At 57.5% G+C, this 20,709-nt stretch carries 17 protein-coding genes; 9 read left to right on the top strand and 8 right to left on the bottom strand.

Annotated elements, in window-relative coordinates; translation table 11 throughout:
* Nucleotides 1–1,311: 1,311 nt before the first annotated feature.
* Nucleotides 1,312–2,241 carry a RepB family plasmid replication initiator protein gene (locus OJ965_RS00165; protein WP_009092744.1) on the bottom strand — a complete coding sequence of 310 codons (930 nt, stop codon included), beginning with the start codon at nucleotides 2,239–2,241 and terminating at the stop codon, nucleotides 1,312–1,314.
* 457 nt (nucleotides 2,242–2,698) lie between these two features.
* Between OJ965_RS00165 and OJ965_RS00160 the strand changes: the two genes are divergently transcribed.
* Nucleotides 2,699–4,069, top strand: coding sequence for an aldehyde dehydrogenase family protein (locus OJ965_RS00160; RefSeq protein WP_140029283.1), 1,371 nt, complete (start codon nucleotides 2,699–2,701; stop codon nucleotides 4,067–4,069).
* A gap of 3 nt (nucleotides 4,070–4,072) precedes the next feature.
* On the opposite strand, the gene OJ965_RS00155 is transcribed toward OJ965_RS00160, so the two are convergent.
* Together OJ965_RS00155 and zigA are read right to left on the bottom strand one after the other, a co-directional pair.
* Nucleotides 4,073–5,251 carry an NAD(P)/FAD-dependent oxidoreductase gene (locus OJ965_RS00155; protein ID WP_265135407.1) on the bottom strand — a complete coding sequence of 393 codons (1,179 nt, stop codon included), beginning with the start codon at nucleotides 5,249–5,251 and terminating at the stop codon, nucleotides 4,073–4,075.
* A 93-nt stretch (nucleotides 5,252–5,344) separates the two neighbouring features.
* The gene (gene zigA / locus OJ965_RS00150; protein WP_265135406.1) at nucleotides 5,345–6,574 is read right to left on the bottom strand and encodes a zinc metallochaperone GTPase ZigA; all 1,230 of its coding nucleotides are present in this window, start codon (nucleotides 6,572–6,574) and stop codon (nucleotides 5,345–5,347) included.
* Between the two features lie 90 nt (nucleotides 6,575–6,664).
* On the opposite strand from zigA, the gene OJ965_RS00145 reads away from it, so the two are divergent.
* Nucleotides 6,665–7,003, top strand: coding sequence for an ASCH domain-containing protein (locus OJ965_RS00145; RefSeq protein ID WP_111207213.1), 339 nt, complete (start codon nucleotides 6,665–6,667; stop codon nucleotides 7,001–7,003).
* Here the strand turns inward: OJ965_RS00145 and OJ965_RS00140 are convergent, their stop codons facing one another.
* The gene (locus OJ965_RS00140) at nucleotides 7,004–7,552 is read right to left on the bottom strand and encodes a helix-turn-helix domain-containing protein (protein ID WP_046102838.1); all 549 of its coding nucleotides are present in this window, start codon (nucleotides 7,550–7,552) and stop codon (nucleotides 7,004–7,006) included. It abuts the gene before it with no gap.
* A gap of 111 nt (nucleotides 7,553–7,663) precedes the next feature.
* Between OJ965_RS00140 and OJ965_RS00135 the strand changes: the two genes are divergently transcribed.
* From OJ965_RS00135 to OJ965_RS00125, 3 genes are all read left to right on the top strand, one after another.
* Nucleotides 7,664–8,332, top strand: a complete 669-nt coding sequence (locus tag OJ965_RS00135; protein WP_181161934.1) for an AzlC family ABC transporter permease — start codon at nucleotides 7,664–7,666, stop codon at nucleotides 8,330–8,332.
* Nucleotides 8,329–8,652 (top strand): AzlD domain-containing protein, encoded by a 324-nt coding sequence (locus tag OJ965_RS00130; protein WP_009092737.1) that lies wholly within the window; start codon nucleotides 8,329–8,331, stop codon nucleotides 8,650–8,652. The genes OJ965_RS00135 and OJ965_RS00130 overlap by 4 nt, the downstream gene beginning before the upstream one ends.
* A gap of 99 nt (nucleotides 8,653–8,751) precedes the next feature.
* Complete coding sequence (locus tag OJ965_RS00125) at nucleotides 8,752–9,480, top strand: DJ-1/PfpI family protein (RefSeq protein WP_265135405.1); 729 nt, start codon at nucleotides 8,752–8,754, stop codon at nucleotides 9,478–9,480.
* Here the strand turns inward: OJ965_RS00125 and OJ965_RS00120 are convergent.
* Genes OJ965_RS00120 through OJ965_RS00110 form a run of 3 tightly spaced genes read right to left on the bottom strand, consistent with a single transcriptional unit; the run spans nucleotide 9,430 to nucleotide 14,499 of the window.
* Nucleotides 9,430–10,395, bottom strand: a complete 966-nt coding sequence (locus OJ965_RS00120; protein WP_265135404.1) for an acyltransferase family protein — start codon at nucleotides 10,393–10,395, stop codon at nucleotides 9,430–9,432. The two genes, OJ965_RS00125 and OJ965_RS00120, sit on opposite strands and share 51 nt — an antisense overlap.
* Nucleotides 10,388–13,456 carry an efflux RND transporter permease subunit gene (locus OJ965_RS00115; RefSeq protein WP_265135598.1) on the bottom strand — a complete coding sequence of 1,023 codons (3,069 nt, stop codon included), beginning with the start codon at nucleotides 13,454–13,456 and terminating at the stop codon, nucleotides 10,388–10,390. The genes OJ965_RS00120 and OJ965_RS00115 overlap by 8 nt, the downstream gene beginning before the upstream one ends.
* Nucleotides 13,456–14,499 carry an efflux RND transporter periplasmic adaptor subunit gene (locus tag OJ965_RS00110; protein WP_265135403.1) on the bottom strand — a complete coding sequence of 348 codons (1,044 nt, stop codon included), beginning with the start codon at nucleotides 14,497–14,499 and terminating at the stop codon, nucleotides 13,456–13,458. Before OJ965_RS00110 ends, OJ965_RS00115 begins: the two co-directional genes overlap by 1 nt.
* On the opposite strand from OJ965_RS00110, the gene OJ965_RS00105 reads away from it, so the two are divergent.
* Nucleotides 14,420–14,827: a hypothetical protein gene (locus tag OJ965_RS00105; RefSeq protein WP_261766128.1), complete on the top strand. Its 408-nt coding sequence runs from the start codon at nucleotides 14,420–14,422 to the stop codon at nucleotides 14,825–14,827. The two genes, OJ965_RS00110 and OJ965_RS00105, sit on opposite strands and share 80 nt — an antisense overlap.
* Nucleotides 14,828–15,054: 227 nt before the next feature.
* Nucleotides 15,055–17,775 (top strand): cation-transporting P-type ATPase, encoded by a 2,721-nt coding sequence (locus OJ965_RS00100; RefSeq protein ID WP_265135402.1) that lies wholly within the window; start codon nucleotides 15,055–15,057, stop codon nucleotides 17,773–17,775.
* Here the strand turns inward: OJ965_RS00100 and OJ965_RS00095 are convergent.
* Nucleotides 17,764–18,795, bottom strand: a complete 1,032-nt coding sequence (locus tag OJ965_RS00095; protein WP_058957243.1) for an AI-2E family transporter — start codon at nucleotides 18,793–18,795, stop codon at nucleotides 17,764–17,766. The two genes, OJ965_RS00100 and OJ965_RS00095, sit on opposite strands and share 12 nt — an antisense overlap.
* A gap of 170 nt (nucleotides 18,796–18,965) precedes the next feature.
* Here OJ965_RS00095 and OJ965_RS00090 point away from each other — a divergent pair, with 170 nt between their 5' ends.
* Complete coding sequence (locus OJ965_RS00090; RefSeq protein ID WP_154928931.1) at nucleotides 18,966–19,580, top strand: TetR/AcrR family transcriptional regulator; 615 nt, start codon at nucleotides 18,966–18,968, stop codon at nucleotides 19,578–19,580.
* A gap of 51 nt (nucleotides 19,581–19,631) precedes the next feature.
* Nucleotides 19,632–20,528 carry an alpha/beta fold hydrolase gene (locus OJ965_RS00085; RefSeq protein ID WP_265135401.1) on the top strand — a complete coding sequence of 299 codons (897 nt, stop codon included), beginning with the start codon at nucleotides 19,632–19,634 and terminating at the stop codon, nucleotides 20,526–20,528.
* Nucleotides 20,529–20,709: the final 181 nt, after the last annotated feature.

The raw sequence follows: 20,709 nt of genomic DNA, 5'->3' as shown, positions 1-20,709 counted from the left end.
TGAACCGATTGAGGGTAAGCAGTGGATGATTGCAATGACAGACAAGAGGGAAAAACAGCAGGCACAGGAAGATAAGCGGAAAACATTCACTGTAATCAGCAGCAGCCTAATCACAATGCCGGTAGCGATCGGCAGGATGGCTCGCCAGATCAGAATTGTGCAACCTGCAGATATCTGCCTTTAGCGGGAAGAAGTCGCTTTCGTGGCTCAGCCAGCACAAAGCAAAACGTTCACTGTAATCAGTAACGTTCAGTCTGCCGACGATGACCAGTCTGATGTTCACTGTAATCAGCAAGGGGAGGTTATAGGCAATGTCAGGCAGAGAGGGCAGGGCAAAGATTCACTGTAATCAGCAATAGTCTGCTGACCTTCTTCGCGGAGGGTAAACATGACGCGGAACAGCAGATAATAGGTGAAACTGTCACTTCAGCGGCGGATAGCTAACTGCGTGTGGCTGGTAACGTTCACTGTAATCAGCCGGCCCACTGTGGGCTACTATTCACTGTAGTCGGTAGTTGAACAAAGTCCAGGCTGACATTCACTGTAATCAGCAAAAATGTCAGATCCGGTTTGGCTGCTGTAAGGATTAATCAGGGCCCTGCCTGACGCAGTAACTGACAACCTCCCTGAAAAGGTATCTCTGATTTCCTGCTAACGTTCACTGTAATCAGCAAACAGGAGCAGGAATTATTCGTTAACTGCCAGGCATTCACTGTAATCAGTACTACATTCACTGTAGTCAGTACAACGCTTCCGCTCGTCTCCTGATCAGCATGCTAGCTTCAGGCAGGCGTCAGAAACATTCACTGTAATCAGTAGAGGTCACGCAGCGTTCCGCAACCCTGTATAACGGCAGCCTTAGCCTGTAACTGTTCACTGTAATCAGTAACGCAACCCCGCTGTTCTGACCCTGGCGGCAGAGGATCATAGCGCTGAACCGGTGCATCATCATCACGCTGCTTTAAAGCAGGGAGAGACTCCTGCATTCACTGTAATCAGCAACAGGGGATAAGAGGACGGCCCGGAACGTTCACTGTAATCAGTAAACGTCAGCGCAGAGAATATGACGAGAAATGTATGTGAGTACACACTTTCGTTTAAAGCCCTGAAACGGTGGAATCTGCAGGAAAAGGATTATCGCTGTTATCGTTCTGAAAGGTAAAAGGCTACTGATTACAGTGAACGTTGCTGAATACAGTGAATGGGTGGTGGTGACTGATTACAGTGAATGGTGAGGAGAGGCTCGCTTCCCACCGGCAGCGGGAAAGTGACACTGCCACGCGGTCTGCTGATTACAGTGAACGCGAGCCGTTAGTCATCAAATTCGATGTCATCCAGGGAGTCGATACTCTCCAGATTGCTGATGCCATCCAGCTTTGGCGTACGGCTGTGGATAATGAAAAAGACTGAGCGACCACGCTTTACTTCTGAATAGTCCAGATAACCTATCTCTTTCAGCTGCTCCATCGCACGTCGTACCACGTGGTTCTGCGTCGTGGTCTTGGAGCCCAGATTCAGGCGCATGCGCAGGCGTGCCAGGGAGATAGGGGCAGGATTGGTGGGCAGACTCTCCAGGAAGGTATAGAGCGCCTGAGCAGACTCCTTGCGCTTCAGACGGGATATCGCGCGCAGCTGAAGCAGGACTTTATGGTCAAAGTTATAGAGTTCGAACAGCTTTGGGTCAGCCTGAATACGCACGATATCTTTTTCGCGATCGTAATAAGCAGACTGAACAAGGTGGGTGTGATACGCCTTGCCATTGCCTTCAAAGGAGAGGGTATTAGTCGCGATACGACGTAACGACGCGTCCAGGCGCTTACGCAGTGCGGCTGAAGAGTTTGCCGAGGGAATGCCGCACATCTTCACAAAGTCGATAAAGGGGAGTGTGACGGTATCGCCTTTGGTGGGATAGCGGGAGAACGACTGAATGATGCCTGCCCAGGTTTTGAAATCGTTATCCATATCCAGCCGCGCGCCGGTAATGGTAATCTTTTCGTAACCTTCGGCTTTCACCAGCGTCAGGTTCTTCAGCTCTTTAGTCGCATCCGTTGAGGCCATCGCACCGGATTTACCACGTGCCGTCGATTTCAGGGTCGGCACGAACAGTCCCAGACGCATTAAGGCGACCGGCTGAACGGTATTATTCTTGTTGGGATGAAGCTGAATAACTTCACCACTGTTTTTGGTCACTGACAGAAAAGGTTCTAGCAACGCTTTGTTTTCATTGTCTTTATCTGCCATGGCGTAGGATCTTCATTCTGTGGATGAAAGGGATCGTTTTCTGACTACAGTGAACATTAGCACTGTTTACAGTGAACATGCTACCTGGTACAGTGAATAAAGTACTGATTACAGTGAACACTTTACTGATTATAGTGAACACGATCACCCTTTCAGCCCTTGGTGGGTGCGGCCTGCGACGATCGGGGATCTCTTAGGATCTCTATATGATCTATTAAGGATCGTTTTTTAGGATCGGGTCACTGTATAAGTGGATAACTTCCTCATTCGCTTATGCTTCAGAAGCGTTCAGGCTGCATCTCGTCTCTCTGTACATTTCGCGCCGGAAGCCAGTTCGCAGCAATCCTGCCACCTGCATTCTCGAAAAATAAACAACTTCCTCACTATTATTCATTTTTCATCATCAACTTCAGCGCGTATCGTCTTTTCATCACTGAAAGAATAAGGAAAGGGCACCATGACTGAACATGTACTCTCACGTAATCCGGCAACCGGCGAAATTCTGGCTCGTTATCCTCTTCAGAGCCCTGCAGAACTTGAACAGGCACTGACAAAAAGCGCCTCTGCTTTTGCCCTGTGGCAGCGCAGCAGCATGGACGATCGCGTTCGTGTCCTGCGTCAGCTGGGCGAACAGATCCGACTGCGGGAAAACGATCTCTCCCGCACCATTACCCTGGAGATGGGCAAACCGATTGCTCAGGCGCGCGCAGAGGTTCTGAAATGCGCGAACCTATGCGACTGGTATGCTGAACATGGCCCGGCCATGCTGGCCGATCAGCCGACGCAGGTTGCTGATGCCTGGCAGCGGTTTCGTCCTCTGGGCGTCATCCTGGCGGTGATGCCGTGGAATTTCCCGCTGTGGCAGGTTCTGCGCGGTGCAGTAAGCATGCTGCTGGCCGGGAACACCTACCTGCTGAAACACGCGCCAAACGTCATGGGAAGCGCCACGCTGATGGCGGAACTCTTTGAAGCAACCGATCTGCCAGCCGGTGGCTTTAACCTGATTAACGTCGACAATGATGGGGTCTCCGTCGCCATCAGGGATGACAGGATTGCCGCTGTTGCGGTGACCGGCAGCGTACGGGCAGGTGCCGCTATTGCCGCACAGGCGGGCGCAGCACTGAAAAAGACCGTGCTGGAACTGGGCGGATCCGATCCCTTCATCGTACTGGCAGACGCCGATCTTGATGAAGCCGTGAAATCAGCCGTCATCGGACGTTTCCAGAACACCGGACAGGTCTGTATGGCTGCCAAGCGCTTTATTGTGGAAGCGCCAATCGCAGAAGCCTTTGAAAAACGCTTCACCGCAGCCGTGCAGGCCCTGACCATGGGCGATCCCCTGGACGAAAAGACGTTCCTGGGCCCGATGGCACGCGCCGATCTGCGCGATGAACTGGATAGTCAGGTTAAGGCGACACTGCGTGAAGGCGCCCGTCTGGTACTGGGCGGCGAGAAGGTAGCAGGGGAGGGGAATTATTATGCTCCGACTATTCTTGCCGATGTTACGCCTGCCATGACCGCTTTCAGAGAGGAGCTGTTCGGCCCCGTCGCCGCCATTGCGGTCGCACGCGATCCACAACATGCGCTGGAGATCGCCAACGACAGCGACTTTGGCCTCAGCGCCACCGTCTGGAGCGGTAACGAAGCGATCGCCGATCAGCTGGCGCTGCAGCTGGAAGTCGGGGCCGTCTTTGTGAATGGCAACGGCGCGTCCGATCCGCGTGTCACCATCGGCGGCGTGAAAAAAAGCGGCTACGGCCGTGAACTGTCACATTTCGGCGTACATGAGTTCTGTAACGTCCAGACCGTGTGGAAGAATCGCCGCTAAGCGTTACTGTGCAGCCGGAAGATAGGCAGGTGCGGGTCTGGAACCCGCACTGAGCGGACGCAGCAGCCGATGCGGAGCAAAAGCACTCAGCATCGGTGAAGCTGTTCCGCTCAGCATCGCCTCTGCCACCAGCCTGCCCAGCAGCGGGGCAAGGGTCATCCCGCTATGGCTGACCATCAGGTAAACACGTGAAGCATCACTGATATACCCCAGCGCAGGCAGTCCATCGGACGTCCGTGACCGCTGTCCTGTTTCTATCCGCTCAATCCTCGCGCCCTCGCACTGCCTGAAAAGCCGCTGCAGGCGTCGCAGCATCTCTTTTCCAATCAGCCCATCAGGAGAAGCCGGACGGGCCGGATCGGCGTGCTGATCCAGATCCAGTGCCTGCAGCATCAGACGACCCGCGCCATCCGGCCGTACATTCAGTTCCGGCGTAATCAGATTGCAGTTGAGCGAGACGGGTAACGGCTGTGTCTGTGCCAGAAAACTGCAGGCAACAGGATCGGCCCGGTTCGCATCGGTCATCGCCAGTTGCAGCCCGCACTGGCTCATCAGTTCCGGGGCCCAGCGGCCGGAGGCCAGCACCAGCTGATCCCCCTGCCAGGTTTCACCGCTGGCCAGGGTCAGCTGAACATCGCGGTCTGATTCGGTCAGCGTGGTCACCTCATTGTTGCAGACCAGCTGGCCACCACTGGCCTGCAGGGCGGCTATCAGAGAGGCGATAAACAGGCTCGGATAGAGCAGGCATTCCGAAGGAAAAAACCATCCCTGCTGAACGCGGGAATCGAGTCGAACCTCCGGCAGTGCGCTCAGCAGCGCGGCACGATCGCGGGTTTCGACGGGATAGTGCAGGGCGGAGAGTTTCGCGGCTCGCTGCTCCAGCTGACGCTGAGTGGCTTCATCGCTCGCCCACTCCAGCGTACCGGTTTCCAGCAGCCACTGTGGCGATGACGGGTGTGCAGCCTGCCAGCGCTTGTGTTCGTCAATCGCAGCGGCATTAAGCTCATGGTAACGGGCGGGATCTTTGCCGTTAGCGTTAACCCAGGCATAGCTGATCTGGCTGGTGCCGCAGCCGGGAAGGTTTTTATCAAAGACCGTCACCTGCGCGCCGCGGCGGGAGAGTGACTGCGCAACGGCTAAACCCAGCACGCCGGCACCGATAACGGCAATACGTTGTGGCATAGTTGGCTTCCCCGGAATGAAGATCGGCGGGCGAGGGTCGCCCGCCGGGTCAGTTCACTATTACGGAGCCCGGAAGTGCCGTCAACTCTCCTGTCAGGCCGTCACCTCATCAAACCAGGCGGGCACCGGATCGGGCAGGGTGACCCACTGCTCCGGTCCCATCGCCATCTCCGCAGGGGTCAGCAGCGCCTGTTCCAGCGCGTCCCGTATATGTGCCTCGTCCATCTCAATACCGATAAAGACCAGCTCCTGACGTGCATCCCCGACGCCTTCCTGCCACTGTTCAGCGATGAAGTTAAGGGTGTCCGCATCCTGCGGCCAGTCGGATCGTGGCACGCTGGCCCACCAGCGTCCGGCGTAACCCTGGCGCGCTACCGCGCCCGCCTGTGACCAGAGCGCCGCATAACCCGGCCGGCTGGCGAGCCAGAAATACCCTTTAGAGCGGATCACGCCCTCCAGCTGGTGATTGACCACCTGCCAGAAGCGCGCGGGATGAAAAGGACGACGGGCACGCCAGGCAAAACTGCGAATACCGTACTCTTCTGATTCCGGCTGATGCTCACCGCGCAGCGTCTGCAGCCAGCCGGGAGCCTGCGCGGCCCGGTCGAAATCGAACCGGCCGGTGCTGAGCAGCGTCGCCAGCGGAACCTGCCCGAATTCGCTGTTTACGATGCGGGCATGGGGATTGAGGGCCCGCAGCATGCCCTGCAGCTGATGCAGCTCCGCCGGGCTGAGCAGATCCGTTTTGTTCAGCACCAGCAGATCACAGAACTCGATCTGATCCACCAGCAAATCCACCACCGCGCGCTCATCCTGCGCGCCCAGCGACTCGCCGCGCGACTGCAGATCGTCCACCGAACGGTAGTCGCGCAGGAAGTTAAAGCCATCCACTACGGTGATCATACTGTCCAGCCGGGCATAGGCGGAGAGGCTTTCACCCTCTTCATCCTCAAACGTAAAGGTTTCCGCCACGGGCAGCGGCTCCGAAATACCGGTGGATTCAATCACCAGATGGTCAAAACGTCTCGCCTGAGCCAGCCTTTTTACCTCTACCAGCAGATCTTCACGCAGCGTGCAGCAGATGCAGCCGTTACTCATTTCAACCAGTTTTTCATCGGTGCGCGACAGCTGCGCACCGCCGTTACGCACCAGGGCCGCGTCAATATTCACTTCAGACATATCATTGACGATGACCGCGATGCGGCGTCCTTCCCGGTTGTTGAGAATATGGTTAAGCAGGGTGGTTTTACCGGCACCGAGAAAGCCGGAGAGAACCGCAACGGGGAGACGCGGATCTTCTGATGTCAGGGTGGAAAGTGGCATAGTATTACCTGTAATGAGTGACCAATTGATATGTTATAACATAACATTTATGGCGCTGTTTTCAACCGGGACGCAAAAAAAGGAGACGTCATGCAACAACTCACGCTCGTTCCGCGTCTGATGCCTGAAGTCAGGCGTGGCGAAAAAACCTCGACGGTGCGCTGGCAGGAGGGCGAGATCGTCACCGGTCCGCTGAGGCTGGTCAATCAGCAGAATGCGGCGGACTCGGTGGTGGTGTGGGTGACGCGGATAGATACCCTGCGGTTATCCGATGTCGCCGCCGCACTGGGAAAGGAGGCAGAGTGGCCGGATGCGGTGCTGCTGGCGGGGATGCGTGAGCACTATCCGGCCATCACGCTGGCGTGTCAGGTGCAGCTGATTACCCACCTGACGCCCGAACAGAGTCAGCCTCTCCTGACCGGAGGGTGATCAGTGATTCTCAATAATCATCATCGCCAGCGTATCCGCTTCCAGTGCGCGGAAAAGATGAGGTTCGTCACCCGGATAGGTAATGTAATCCCCGACGTTCAGTTCGACCGCCGTATCGACCGGCCCGACCAGCGCCCGGCCGCGGGCAATAATAATATGCTCGACCGTATTGGGATTATGCGGATGTGAAACGCGCTCGCTGCCAGGCTGAACCTCCAGCAGGTAGATATCACGCCGGGCACCGGGAGGACAGGAAGCCAGTAAAATGGCCTGATAATCGGCCAGCTCAGCGGTCACCGACAGGCCTTCTCCACGGCGGATCACCTGCAGCTGACGGGTGTCCGGCTCCATCAGGCGCGAAAAGGGGATGTTCAGCGTCACGCAGAGTGACCACAACGTTTCGATGCCGGGATTGCCCACACCGGCCTCCAGCTGTGACAGGGTCGATTTGGCAATCCCGGCACGGCGTGCCACTTCGGCCAGCGACAGGCCTGCCCGCTGACGTTCCCGCACTAATGCACTGGCGATAATGCTGATAGGGGTATTCACTTGCACTCCTGACAGATGCACTGTTTTTTATATCGAACGAAACGTTCGACTTGTAAATCGATTATAACGTGTTCATTATATCGGATTATATGTTCATTATGAGAGGGAGTGATGCTTTTTCCGCACATGCAGGTTCTGGACAAGGGGGTGATCAAAGCGATCTTTCTTGTCTGCGTCGCTGACGGTATTGTCGGTTTATCCTATGGCTCGCTGGCGTCTGCCGACGGATTCCCGCTCTGGGTGCCGCTGGCCCTCTCAACGCTGGTGCTGGCGGGGGCGTCAGAATTTCTGTTCATCGGCATCGTAGCCGGCGGAGGCAGTCCCTTTACCGCCGCCGCGGCGGGCCTGCTGGTGAACGCGCGTCATCTGCCATTTGGCATCGCGGTCAAGGATCTGGTGGGTCAGGGACCACGGGGCTGGTTTGGCTGTCACATCATGAACGATGAAAGCGTGGTCTTTGGCATCTCTCAGCCGCAGCTGGCTCAGCGGCGCTGCGCATTCTGGCTGTGCGGCATCGGTATCGGGCTGATCTGGCCGATCACCGTGATGACCGGGGCGATGATTGGTCAGTTCATCCCCGATATCTCGGTCATCGGGCTGGATGCGGTGTTTCCGGCGATTCTTATCGCTCTGATCTTCCCGGCGCTGCGGCAGCGACGCACCCGGATCCCCGCCACCGTTGGCGCGCTGCTGTCACTGGTGGCGACGCCGCTGGTACCGGCAGGCATGCCGGTGCTGTTTTCGCTGCTGGGCCTGCTGACATGGAGATCGCGCAAATGATGCATCAGGGAACCCTCATCGCAGGCATCGCCCTGCTGGCCGCCGGCACCTGGCTGATGCGGTTTGCCGGTGTCAGGCTGGGCAACCGTCTTCCTATCAGTGAGCGCTCACAGCAGATGCTCTCCGATGCTGCGACCATCCTGCTGCTGGCGGTGGCGGCGACCACGACGCTGTTTGAAGGTCACCATTTTGCCGGGGTGGCCCGGGTAGCCGGAGTCGGCTTTGCCCTGCTGCTGGCCTGGCGTCGGGCACCGCTGATTATGATTATTCTCGGAGCGGCGGCGATGACGGCGCTGCTGCGGTTTCTCGGTGTGCCCTGACGACGCGGGACTCCTCAGACCGAAAAAAGGGGCGGGGCGTTGTATTCGGATCTGGGATCGCGGCATGATGATCCTTTACCTCCTGACAGGAAGTTTTCTATGCCTCGTCCGTTACAGATAGGTCTGCTGCTGTTCCCCGAACTCACCCAGCTTGATCTGACCGGTCCCTGGGAAGTCTTTGCGCGCACGCCCGGCGTGGCGTGCCATCTGATCTGGAAGGATACTCAGCCGGTGCGATCCGATCGTGGCCTGGCGATTGTACCGACCACCACCTTTGAAGCCTGCCCGCCACTGGATGTGATTTTCGTGCCCGGCGGGCCGGGCCAGATTGCGTTGATGTCGGATACGGAAACGCTGGACTTCCTCCGGCAGCGAGCCGGTGAGGCGCAATGGGTCACCTCGGTCTGCACCGGTTCGCTGGTGCTCGGGGCCGCCGGATTGTTACAGGGCTACCGGGCCACCTCACACTGGAGTTCCCTCGATCAGCTGGCTCTGCTGGGTGCGCAGCCGGTGAGTGAGCGGGTGGTACGGGACCGCAATCGCATCACCGGGGCAGGCGTGACCTCCGGCATCGATTTTGCCCTGACGCTGGTGGCGGAGATTGCAGATGACGCGACAGCCAGAGCGATTCAGCTGCAGATGGAATACGATCCTGCGCCGCCCTATAACAGCGGTTCTCCGCAGAGTGCGCCCCCTCAGGAAGTCGAAGCAGCCCGGACGAAGATGGCGACGTTTATCGCCACGCGCCGTGCGGCCACCGAAGCGGCAGCAGCGCGGCTACAGGCTGATCAGTTTGCGCACGCCGGGGATACGCAGCAGCAGCAGTGACACTGTCATGCTGAATATCAGGGTCAGGGCGATAACCAGTAGCTTATCGCCCAGCGTCTCGATGCGGATCGCTGCGGCCAGCAGTCCAAAAATCAGATAGTGCAGGATGTAAACACCCGTCATGGTCTTTCCCAGCGTGGTCAGCAGCGGCGTCACCCACCGGGCGCGCGCCGGCAGCCGGATGGCGTTGATGCTGATGACAATCAGCACCACCAGCAGATAAACCTGTGAACCGGTCAGCAGCACCTCGTTGCTGGTCGCCAGGAAACGCGCAATAAAGTAGTACCGCTCGTAGAGCCAGGTAAACAGGTAGACCGCAGGCAGCAGCAGCAGGCTGGTTTTTATCACCCGCGGTGAAGTGAAAAAGGGCATGACCGCCGGTGCGGCCATCAGCCGGCCCGACAGGTAGTAGAGCACCCATGTCCAGATGCGATACTGCGGCGGCAGTGAAAACAACCGCCTCTCCGGAGAGAGACTGGCAAGCAGGTCATAGGTAAACGCGAAAATCAGCAGCAGAAAAATGAGTGACGCCATCACGCCCGGCCGCCGTACCAGCCGGTCGATCAGGGGATGCGACGCATAAATCACAATCAGCGCGATCACAAACCACGGCTGAATCAGATACCCCTTGTGATGCATCCCGGCAAGCCAGAAAAAGCTGAACCAGAAGAGAAAGATCAGCAGAATGCGGCGAATCCTGCCGAGCTGCCACGCAGGGGTAGGCTGCTCACCCGCATCCATATAGCCGCTGAGCAGAAAATAGAGCGGCGTGGCGATGGTGGAGACGAAGCTCAGCACGTTGAGCGTCAGGCTGACATCGTAGTAGTAACAATCGTAACTCTGATAAAGCGTAAAAAACGACACCGCCGTGATGCAGGCCAGCGTCTTCAGCATCGCCAGCCCGCTCTTATTCACCCTGCGCCTCCTGCTCCCGACCGTGGAAGCAGCGATAGAGTACCGGCAGCACCAGCAGCGTCAGCACGGTGGCGAATCCCAAGCCGAAGATAATCACCACCGCCATGCTCTGGAAAAAAACGTCGCGCAGCAGCGGCAGCAGACCCAGTACCGTGGTGAAGGCGGTCAGCAGGATAGGGCGCAGGCGTGACGTCGCCGCATCAGTAATCGCCTGCTGCAAGGGTTTCTCCTGGCGGAACAGCCGGATCTCTTCAATCAGCACGATCCCGTTGCGGATCAGCATACCCGACAGACTCAGCAGGCCAATCAGCGCCATAAAGCCAAACGGAATGCCGGTGAGGAGAAAGCCACAGGTCACGCCAATCAATGCCAGCGGCACCGTAATCCAGATAGCCACGGCGTCGCGCAGCGAGTTGAACATCAGCACGGTAATGATGAACATCGCCAGGAAGCCCACCGGCAGCGAACTGAGCAGGCCGCTCTGCGCTTCACGTGAGCTTTCCAGCTCGCCCCCCCATTCCAGGCGGTAACCTGCGGGCAGTCTGAGCTGATCGATCTGTGGCTGAACCCGGGCGACCACCTGCGCGGCGGTCAGCCCCGAAGCCGGATCGGGATCGGTCTGCACGGTCAGCACGCGCGTCCGATCGCGACGCATAATCAGCGGATTTTCCCACTCCAGCCGGAAGTCAGCGACCACATTGCTCATCGGCACAAAGTGCTGGAGAGCGCTGCTCCAGAGCTGGATATTCTCAATATGATCGACGCTCTGTCGCTCCTCATCGGCGGGGTAGAGCATCACCGGCATCAACCGCGAGCCGTCACGGAAAAGGCCCACGGCGTCACCGCTGAAATTCATCCTCAGCGCCTGGTCAATATCCCGCTTATCAATGCCCAGCTCCTGCCCGCGCAGCGCCGAATAGAGCGGGCGGAGCACCTTGCTGCGCTCCTGCCAGTCGTTACGTAGCGGGAAGGCTGAGCCATCAGCCAGGAAAATCGCATCCAGCTGGCTGCCGATATGACGCAGGACTTCAGGATCGGGGCCGATAACCCGCAATGCGATCGTGCTGTCGCTGGCACTGCCAAACTGAATGCGCTTAATGCGTGGCCTGACCTGGGGATAGTTCTGCTGGATAAACCTCTCGGTTTTTAGCGACAGCGCCTCCAGCTGTTTTGCCTCCTTCACCCGCACCATAATCTGGGCGAAGTTGCTGTACTGACGTGCGGCGTCATAGGTAAGCGTAAAGCGCAGCGCGCCCTGGCCGACGGTCGTTACCGTCGCCGCGACGTCCGGTTGCTGATTGATAAAACGCGCAATATCCGCTGCCGTATCGGCGGTATAGTGGATATCGGTGCCGTAGGGCAGCCAGAGATCGGTAAAAAAGATCGGCGTGCCGGAGGAAGGAAAGAAGTTCTGCTTCACCAGGGTAAAGCCATACAGCGACAGGGCTAACAGTGCCACCATCACCGTCAGCGTCGTCAGGCGAAAACGCAACAGACCACCCAGCGCCTTGCGATAGAGCCGGAAAACCACCCCCTGATAAGGCGCAGAGGCGGCGTTCTGCTCAGGCTGAATCGCACCCCGCCGCCGTTCACTCCAGTGGATAAAGACCGGGGTCAGGGTCAGCGCAGTTATCCAGCTCAGCATCAGGGAGATCAGCAGCACCTGAAACAGCGATTTGCAATATTCACCGGTGGAATCCTGCGACAGTCCTATCGGCGCAAAGGCAAGAATCGCGATGACCGTGGCACCCAGCAGCGGCAGGGCACTGCGACGCACCATGCGGGCAATGGCCTGTTGCAGAGGGCGGCCGCGCTGATGATCGATCTTTATCCCTTCCACCACCACGATGGCGTTATCCACCAGCATGCTGAGTGAAATAATCAGCGCACCCAGCGACACCCGCTGCAGCTCGAGGTTAAAAAGAAACATGATCAGAAGCGTACCGAGCACGTTAAGTGCCAGCGAGGCGGCAATAACCATGCCGCTGCGCAGGCCCATAAAGAGCAGCAGCGTGCCCACCACGATGGCCAGCGCCATCAGAAAGTTGAGGATAAAGCCGTCGACCGACTGCCTGACTTCGTGCGCCTGGTTATAGAAAACCTTCAGGCTGATCCCCACGGGGGTGTCCTGCTGATCCTGCTCCAGCTTCGCGGTGAGGGCATTGCCGACATCGATCACATTAACGCCTGGCGCAAACGAAACGCCAATCGCCAGCGCCGCTTGCCCGTCAGCAAAGTAGAGGTTGGCCGGATTATCGGTCACGCCGCGTGTCAGGGTCGCGATATCACGCAGATGGAGATTCTGCGGACTGCCAGCGGGCAGAAGGGGCAGATCAGCCAGATCGTCAGGCGTCACCAGCTCGCCGGTGGGATGAAAGCGGATCGACTCGCTCTCAACCCGCAGCGCACCGGCACTGGCCACGCCATTGTTGCGGCTCAGCAGGTCGGCCACGCGCTGCGGCGTTATGCCGTAAGCGGTCATTTTGCTGGTGGAGAGCGCGATGCGGATCTCCTCCTGCTCAACGCCTGCCACCGCCACTTTCGCCACACCGGGCACCAGCACCAGATCGCGGCGCAGCTGATCGGCATAGTTGCGCAGTTCACTGTTGGTAAAGTCTTTGCCGTGGATGACGAAGAAGTAGCCATAGACGTCGCCAAAGTCGTCGTTGACCAGCGGTGCCTGCACGCCAGGGGGAAACTGCCGGGCCGCATCGCCGACCCGGCGGCGCAGCTCATCCCAGATTTGCGGCAACTGATCGGCCAGATAGCGGGGGTGAATATTCACGGTAATCTGCGACAGGCCGTTGCCTGAAATCGAGGTGACGTTATCCAGATAAGGCAGGCGTTGCAGCGCATTTTCCAGCGGCAGCGTCACTTCCTCCTCCACCTGCTGCGCGGATGCGCCGGGATAGTGGGTGACAATCACCGCCGACTTAATGGTAAACAGCGGATCTTCGAGCCGGCCGATGTTCAGCAGAGCATAGAGACCGCCCACGCCCAGTAGCAGAATGACCAGCCAGATGCGGACGGGCTTATCAAGAAAATGCGCCTGAATACCCATCATAACCCCCGCTCACGCTGCCAGATGCGCACCGCTTCACCCTGGCGCAGCTCCTCCACACCGGCGGCGACAATACGGTCGCCCGGCTTCAGCCCGCTCAGGATCTCGATGCCCTGAGCGGTGAGGCGGCCCGTGGTGACCGGCCTGTCAGTGACGCGCAAGCCGTCGCCCGCTTCGTCGACCAGCCAGACGTGTGGTTGTTTCGTCGGGCTGCGGTCCGGATTGAACACGGCGGCCACCGGCACCACCAGCCGCGGCTGGGCGGCGGCATTCGGCAGATTATGCAGCCTGACGCGGACCGAGCCGCTGAAGCCGCTGACGCCCGGCAGATCGGCCGGACGCGGCATGGTCAGCACCACCTGCCAGGTCAGCGTCGCGGCGTTGGTCTGGCTGGTGTGCTCTTTGTACTGCGCGGTAAAAATGCGACCCGGCAGGGCGTGAAACTGCACTTCGGGCTGATAGTGACGGTTCTGAACGTCCAGCGCGGAGAAGAGGGTTTCCGGCACGGTAAAGATAACGTCCAGCAGATCGGATCGCGTCAGCAGCGCAATGGGTTGCCCGGCGGCCACCACCTGATGATTTCGCGCCTGCACTTTTGCTATCACCCCGTCGAACGGCGCGCGCAGGGTAAGAAACTGCAGCTCTTCCTGCGCGATTTTCAGGGCCGTCGCGGCGGTGTCGCGGTTCGCTCGCTGTACGTCCATCTCTGACTTCGACACGGCGCTGCGCTGCTCCAGCGTGCGGAAACGCTGAAACTGCCGCTCCGCCAGTTGCAGCGCCGTCTGCCGGTCCCGCACCCGCAGCTTCGCATCGGCATCGTTCAGGCTGGCAAGAACCTGTCCCGCTTTCACCGCGGTGCCATCCCGGATATCGAGCTGAATTAACTGGCCCGGCCGTTTAAAGGCGAGATCGGTATTATCTCCGGCCTGAATACGCGCAGGAAAGACCCGGATATTTTGTGCCATGTCCGATTCAAGCGTAAAAACTTTAACGACGCGGGGCGGCGGCGCTTCCGGTTCTTTTTTTTCATCGCACGCTGTCATAAAAAAACAGCAGAGAAAAACAGAGATAACTTTGCGTTTAATCATTGTCTTCGCCTTAGCTGCAGATATTTCACGGCGGCACGATAAACACGAAGGCGTAATTCGCCCTGATGCTTTTCGCAACCGGGATAAAATAAAATTTAATATTCGTTGTCTGCGTCTGCCGCAACGGCAACAGGTTTGTGAATCCGTTTTATGCCGCCAGTTGCCTCACCACCAGCCAGGTCAGGAGGCCTGTCAGCGTCGTGGCGGTGACCGCGAAAATAACGAAACCGCAAAGCATGATAATGCTCTGTTTTTTCATCAGCGTTTCCTTTTTCAAGGCTGAATATAAGCCGAAGCACACTGCCTCAGATGACTTAAACCGTAGTTAAACGAAAAGCATCTTGTCATTTTCATAATATAAGTCAGATTTAATTTTGCCCGTTTATGTTATCCATCGGACGTTTCTTACCTAAATATGATATCGGTCATAACCGGCGGGCGCGGCTTCCCGCAAAATGCGTGCCTTTAATTGCGCCTTTAATTCATCGCTAAATGGCACGAGGTTTATATATGCTAAATAATGATAAGCAGGATAAAGCATCAGCTTTATCTGAGCGCCCCCGGTATCAGCGCAGTGTGACAGAGATATTTTCTGATCTGAAAAGCTCGCCCGCCGGATTATCGACTGCCGAAGCGCAGGAACGTCTGCGGAAGCTGGGCCCGAACGCGCTGCCGCAAAAGGCTGACCACTCTGCGCTGCTCAAATTCATCGCCCATTTTAAAGATGTGCTGATCTATATCCTGCTGGCGGCGGCGGTGATCACCGCGATGATGGGGCACTGGGTGGATACCTTTGTCATTATTGGCGTGGCCGTGATTAACGCCCTCATCGGCTTTGTTCAGGAGAACAATGCCGAGAAATCACTGAAAAGCATCCAGAATATGCTCGCCAGCGAAGCGATGCTGATTCGGGATGGCAAACAGGTCACGGTGCCGACGCGCGATATCGTGGTGGGTGACGTGGTCATGCTGCGGCCCGGCGATAAAATTCCGGCCGACCTGAGACTGTATGAAGTGAATAATCTGCGGGTTGAAGAAGCAATTCTCACCGGCGAATCGACCGTGGTCTCAAAAAACAGCGATACGCTCAGCGGCGAAAAATCGCTGGGCGACCGACTGAATCTGGCCTTCTCCGGCACCACCGTCAGTTCCGGTACCGCATCAGGCATAGTCATTGCCAGCGGCGGCGACACCGAACTGGGCCATATCAACGCGATGATCAGCGGCATCAGAGAGGCGAAAACCCCGCTGCTGGTGCAGATCGATAAACTTGGTAAGGCTATTTTTCTCATCATCCTGGCGATGATGGTGGTGCTGTTTATCTTTGGCTATCTGCTGCGGGATATCCCGCTGGGCGAACTGCTGCTCTCCGTGATCAGCCTCGCCGTCGCTACCGTGCCGGAAGGTCTGCCCGCCATTATCTCGATCATCCTGTCGCTGGGCGTCCAGTCGATGGCGCGATCCAATGCGATTATCCGGAAATTGCCGACCGTGGAAACGCTGGGCGCCATGTCCGTGATCTGCTCCGATAAAACCGGCACGCTGACCATGAATGAGATGACCGTGAAAGCGGTGGTGCTGGCAAAGAGCCGCTGGCGCGTCAGCGGCAACAGCTACGAACCCAAAGGGGAGATCGTGGCGGAGCAGGGCAGTGTGAATGCGGCGCAGGACCCCCTGTTCCAGCAGTTCCTGCAGGCGGTCGATATCTGTAACGAGAGCCAGCTGCGTCAGGACAGTCAGGGACACTGGACCATCGTCGGTGGCCCGACCGAAGGGGCGCTCAAGGTGCTGGCGGCTAAAGGCCTGACGACCCCGCAGCCGGTGGAGGTGATCAGCAAACTGCCGTTTGATTCCCTCTACAAATATATGTCCGTCAGCTGTGTGATTAATGGCGAATCCTGGGTGCTGCTGACCGGCGCGCCAGATGTCCTGCTGACGCTGTGCCAGCAGCAGCAGACCCCGGACGGCCCGGAACCGATTGATCGGGCATACTGGGATGCGGCCATCACCACCTACGCCAGCGAAGGGCTGCGCACCGTCGCTGCCGCATGGAAGAAAACCGCCGCTCCCGTGACGTCGCTGGATCACGCCGATCTGAAAAGTGAGATGGTTCTGCTGGGGCTGGCCTGCATGATGGACCCGCCACGTCCGGAAGCCATTGCGGCCATTGATGAGTGCCAGAAAGCAGGCATCCGCGTCAAAATGATCACCGGCGACCATCAGGAAACGGCGATGGCGATTGGTCAGATGCTCGGGATCGGTAACAGCCAGGCCGCCATCACCGGTTATGAGCTGGAGCATATGAACGACGCCGAACTGGCAACGGCTGCAAAAACCTATGACATTTTTGCCCGCACCAGCCCGGAACATAAGCTGCGTCTGGTAAAAGCGCTGGAGGCGAGCGGGGAGATCGTCGGGATGACCGGTGACGGCGTGAACGATGCCCCCGCCCTGAAACAGGCTAACGTGGGCATTGCGATGGGCATCAAAGGCACGGAGGTCACCAAAGAGGCGGCCGATATGATTCTGGCTGACGATAACTTCGCCACCATCGCGGCGGCGATCAAAGAAGGGCGTCGGGTTTATGACAACCTGAAAAAGACCATTTTGTTTGTCATGCCAACCTGTATGGCACAGGGGCTGCTGATTATCATCGCGATTCTGATGGGCAATCTGCTGCCGTTAACGCCGGTTCAGATTCTGTGGATGAACATGGCGACCTCGGCCACGCTGTCGTTTGGTCTGGCGTTTGAACCTGCCGAAGCTAACGTGATGCGCCGGCCACCGCGCAATGTTAAGGCCCACGTTATGGATGCCTACGCCATCTGGCGCGTGGTCTTTGTCAGCCTGCTGATCGCGGTCAGTGCTTTTGTGCTGGAAGCCTGGCTGCAGCCGCGCGGCTATACTCCGGAGTTTATCCGCACCGTGCTGCTGCAGATGCTGGTAACGGCGCAGTGGGTCTATATGCTGAACTGCCGTAACACCGATGGCTTCTCACTGGATCGCGGTCTGCTGAAAAACCGGGGCCTCTGGCTCGTCACGCTGGTGCTGATTATCCTGCAGGCGATCATCATTTATGTGCCCCTGATGAACACGCTGTTTGGTACCCGCCCGCTGCCGATCAACTACTGGCTGATTTCGCTGCTGGTCGGCATCGCCATCTTTGCCGTGGTAGAGATTGAAAAACGTCTCACCCGCAGCTGGCGGGTGAAAACGCCGTCACTCAGTTAACTCAGAAATCGGGTCCTGCCGGGGATAACTCGCCAGCAGGACTTTTTTGATCAGAAAGGTCAACGGAATGGCCAGTATCCCGCCGGTAATCCCCAGCAGCGACTGCCAGAACAGAAAGGCCAGCAGCTGCGTGGTCAGTGCCAGATTCAGTCGCTTGCCAATCAGCAGCGGTTCAATCACCGAACTCAGACAGAGATTCAGCACCACAAAGAAAAGGGCTACCGCCAGCGCGACCTGCAGATCGAACAGGAGATAGCTCTGGATCACGGGCGGAATGGCCGCCAGAAACGAACCCAGCACCGGCACGTAGTTAAAAATGAACATCAGCACGCCCCAGAAAAAGGCAAACTTAAGCCCGATCAGATGTGCGCCGGCGCCCACGATCACCCCACCCAGAATGCTGGTCAGGGTTTTCACCCGGGCATAAACAATGACGCTCTGAATCCCCTCATGTAACGCCAGAAAAAAGGCCCGTTGCTCTCCCTGCATACGCATTTGCAGCGCCTTTTTCAGCAGCGGCATCTCATAGAGCATAAACAGCAGCATCAGGAACACCATAATCCACCAGGAGATCACGCCCGGGATCTGCGTCAGAAAGGCGGTGACGATACGTACTATCGCTCCCGCATCCACAAAGGCCAGTAATCTGTCGGGGGTGACCGCAATATCCAGCCGGGCAAAGGCCAGCGTCAGCTGATCCAGTCGGGCGGCCAGCAGCACCGGCGCCTGACGACTGAGCTGCATCAAATCCGGTGTCAGCACCGAGAGTTTCAGGGTAGTGATGACCATGATAAACAGCATCAGGCTGATCACCAGCAGTGACGAGACGATGCGGGGGATGCGCTTTTTATCCAGCCGGGTAATCAACGGGTCAAGCATGATAGCCAGCAGCATCGCCAGCAGAACCTGGTTGATGAGCGGAGCGGCCAGATAGAGGCCTGTCAGAATAAGGGTCAGGCAGGCGAGCATAAACAGCACGCGTGCCAGCGGTGACCCGGGAGTGAACCAGCGTAGTCCCATGATGGGGCTCCTTCAGCTAACAGAAGCAGCAGTATAGATGAGGCGTCAGCCTGACTGCTTTGCGTCAGGTCAGGGGTGAGAGGCCCTCCACAGGCGGATGAGAAAGGGTGTTAAAAAAGCTTTGCCCGCCAGGTTAAAACGGCTATCTTAAAGGAAATGATCATTTCCTAATGGAATCGACGATGAATAACAACACCCATCACGAGCGGGGACGACCCCGGGCATTCGATACGGATGCCGCACTGGACAGGGCGATGCTGCTGTTCCGGCAGAAGGGGTATCACGCGACATCAGTCGGCGATCTCGGGCAGGCGATGCAGCTGACCACCGGCAGCATCTATAAGGCCTTTACCGACAAGCGCACGTTGTTTGCAACCGTTTTTGCCCGCTATCTCTCACTGCGCAACAGCAGTCTGGCCGCGCGGCTGGCCGAATGTGAAACGGGCCGGGAGAAGCTGGCGGCGCTGCTGCGTTTTTATGTCGATTCCGTGCGCGACGTTGAAGGTGAACGCGGCTGTCTGGTCGCGGTCAGTGCCGTTGAGCTGCACACCCTGGATGAGGAACTGGCTGACGCGGTCAGCGCCGCCCTGCTGCGTAATCAGCAAAATCTGCAGCAGCTTATCCGCCTGGGTCAGCAGGATGGCTCAGTCAACCCGTCACTGGAGTGTGACGCCACTGCCTCACTGCTGCTCTGCCTGGTGCTGGGCATACGGGTGGCGGGCAAAGTAGCGGCCACCCGGCCCGATGCCAGCATCATTCCGCTGGCGCTGAAAATCGTCGACTGAATTTTTTTGCTCATTAAGGAAATGATCGTTTCCTTATTATCAGGAGGTTTTATGCACGCTTTTGCTCCCTATCAGCACCATTTTGTCCGAACAGATTCACAGCGGCTGCACTACCTTAGCGCAGGCCATGCGCAGGCAGAAACCGTGGTGCTGCTCGCCGGTTTTCCGCAGAGCAGCTTCGCCTGGCGGGAGGTGATCCCTCGTCTGGCGAGCCGTTTTCAGGTGATTGCACCTGACCTGCCTGGCCAGGGGGATTCAGACTTCCCGCCCGATGGCTATGACACTGACAGCGTGGCGCAGCATATCGTGGCGCTGCTGGATCAGCTGGGCATCCAGCGCTTTCATCTGGTCGGGCATGATATTGGTGCCTGGGTCGCATGGGCGCTGGCGGCGGGCTTCAGGGAAAGGGTCAGCTCTCTTGCACTGCTGGATGGCGGCATACCCGGTGTTACCCTGCCGGATTCACTGCCTGTCACGGGTGAAAACGCCGCTAAAATCTGGCACTTTGCCTTTCATGGCCTGAACGATCTGCCGGAAGCGCTGATTGCGGGCAGAGAGGCCATCTACCTGGAGTGGTTTTTTAACCGTAAGGCCGCGAATCCGCATCATATTAATGCGGCGGCGCGTCGTGAATATCTGCGCATCTTTCAGCAGCCCGGCGCGCTGCGCGCCGGACTCGCTTTCTACCGTTCGTTTGAGCGCTCTGCAGAGCAGAATCGCCAGCGCGCGCTAAAAGGGAAACTGGAGATACCGCTGCTGGCAGTCAGTGCCGATCAGGGGTCGATACCGGATATGGCCATACCGTTACGCGCGGTGGCGCAGCAGGTGTACAGTGAAAATATTCTCAACTGTGGCCACTTTATTCCGGACGAACAGCCGGAGAAATTAGCGGAAATACTCTCACTCTTTTTTATGCGGCATCCGGATAAGCCGGAACGGATAAATTAACATCAGGGAAAGTAATGTTGCGAACTGGATTATTAATATTATTACTTATCCACGACTCTCTCATACGGCTTTCCAATAAATAGTTCTATCTTATTGATTTATATTAATTCCTGAAGGCGCATTACGCGTTGCTTTCTGTCACGTGCTGTGAATAAATAAACGGTCATCACCATCCTGTATC

It is taken from the genome of Pantoea anthophila, assembly GCF_026104315.1.
Taxonomy (GTDB): Bacteria; Pseudomonadota; Gammaproteobacteria; order Enterobacterales; family Enterobacteriaceae; genus Pantoea; species Pantoea anthophila.
This window is presented reverse-complemented; position numbering and strand designations above follow the sequence as displayed.